This window comes from Terrabacter sp. P5_B1 (genome assembly GCF_056400505.1).
Window position 1 is genome coordinate 1 of record NZ_JBFULD010000509.1, and the last position, 1,868, is coordinate 1,868.

The following is a 1,868-nucleotide window of genomic DNA, read 5'->3' on the forward strand; positions in this document are numbered from 1 at the left end:
CCCACTTGCGGCGCACCCGGCGCACGTCGGTCACCGCGTCGTTGTGGAAACGCCTCGCCAGCTGCACGCGGGTGCACGCCGAGCCGACGCGGGACAGCACGTCCTGGCCGAGCGGGGTCGACCGCAGGTCTGCCACGGCATCGGGGGTCAGTGCGAGGTCGAGGGCCTCGGTGAGGTCGTTCTCGGCGAGCTCCCGCTCCTCCCCGTGCTCGGACGGCGCCTCGAAGGAGCCGGCAGCGGCGTTGGCGAGCAGGAGGGACGTGGCCCCGTCGAGCAGGCCGCTGTTGGCGAGCTCGACGGCGGCCTCGGCCCTGCGGACGAGGCGCGCGTCGAGGGCGGCGAGCGTGCCGCTGAGTCGCACGTGGAGGCGGTCGAGGCGCGCCGCCGTGTAGGAGAGGTACCAGGCGGCGAGCACGAGGACGAAGAGGACGCCGAAGACCCAGGAGAAGACCTCGCTCACCGGGCACCCCCGCGCAGGAAGCGGTTCCAGCGCCCTGTCGGCTCCCAGTGGGCGGCGGCGCGACCCTCGATGACCGTCTCGTAGACGGCGAGGATGTCGTCGGCGACGACCGACCAGTCGAACAGCCGGGCGCGGTGCTGACCCGCTGCCGCGAGCTCGGCACGGCGATCCGGCCGTCGGAGCAGGTCGACGAGGGTGCCCGCGAGGTCCTCGGGGTGCTCGTTGGCGAACATCGCACCGGCCGCGCCGCCGTCGAGCACCCGCGAGAACGCCGGCAGGTCACTGGCCAGCACGCAGGCGCCGGCGCTCATGGCCTCGATGAGGATGATGCCGAAGCTCTCTCCCCCGGTGTTGGGCGCGACGTAGACGTCGACCGACGCGAGCAGCGAGGCCTTGTCGTCGTCGGAGACGGAGCCGAGGAACACGCAGGCCGCGGCGACCTCCGCCGGCCAGCCCTCGGTCACGTCGTCGGGGTCGCCAGGTCCGGCCACGAGGACCCGCAGGCCCGGGATCGAGCGGAGCACCTCGGGCAACGCGGCCGCGAGGACGGGAAGCCCCTTGCGCGGCTCGCCCATCCGGCCGAGGAAGGCGATCGTGGGCGACGCCGGAGTGCCGATCCACGCCGACCGGCGCGGGGCGTCGGCGAACCGGTCGACGTAGACGCCGTTCGGGATGACGACCGCGTCGCCCCCGACGTGGGTCGTGACGGTGCGGCGGGCGTCCTCGCTCACCGCGATGCGGCCGGCGATCTTCTCCAGGGCCGGCCGGATGATGGGGTATGCCGTCTGCATCGTCCGCGACCTCAGCATCGAGGTGTGGAAGGTGGCGACGATGGGCCCCTCCGCCGCCATCAGCGCCAGCACGCTGATGCTGGGCGTGACGGGCTCGTGCAGGTGCAGGACGTCGAACTGGCCGGCGTCGAGCCACTTGTTCACCTTGGACGCCGTCACGGGGCCGAAGTTCAGCCGCGCGACCGATCCGTTGTAGCGCACGGCGGTGGCGCGGCCCGCCGACGTGACGTAGTCGGGGAGCTCGGTCTCGCTGTCGGCCGGTGCGAGGACCGACACGTCGTGACCCTGGCCGATGAGGTGCTCGGCGAGGTCGCGGACGTGGAACTGCACCCCGCCCGGCACGTCGAACGAGTACGGGCAGACGATGCCGATCTTCACGGTCGCGCTCCGGCGGGAGCGCGTGCCGGGTCGCGGGCGGTGTCGAGGTCGTCGACGAACACCTTCTGCAGCATGTGCCAGCTGCTCGTGTGGGTGCGGATCGTCGTGGCGAGGTGGTCGGCGCACTGCTGGGTGAGGTCCTGCGCCTTGACGCTGCTCGGGCCCTCGACGCGGGGCCGCAGCCGGTCGCTGAACTCGATGACGGTGCGGTAGCCGCCGAGACCGGCGCCGGCCGGCGC

The 1,868-nt window shown here is 73.0% G+C and carries 2 protein-coding genes and 1 pseudogene; all 3 read right to left on the bottom strand.

The genetic code is table 11. The annotated features are described in order from the left end of the window. Positions 1-460, bottom strand: a 460-nt coding sequence (locus tag AC1DP0_RS21475) for a hypothetical protein (protein ID WP_478088539.1), incomplete at its 3' end; no start/stop codon positions are given. Then, positions 457-1,629, bottom strand: a complete 1,173-nt coding sequence (locus AC1DP0_RS21480) for a glycosyltransferase family 4 protein (RefSeq protein WP_478088541.1) — start codon at positions 1,627-1,629, stop codon at positions 457-459. The genes AC1DP0_RS21475 and AC1DP0_RS21480, both read right to left, overlap by 4 nt. Next, positions 1,626-1,868: pseudogene (locus AC1DP0_RS21485) on the bottom strand (phosphatidylinositol mannoside acyltransferase); the annotation flags it as partial. The gene AC1DP0_RS21480 and the pseudogene AC1DP0_RS21485, both read right to left, overlap by 4 nt.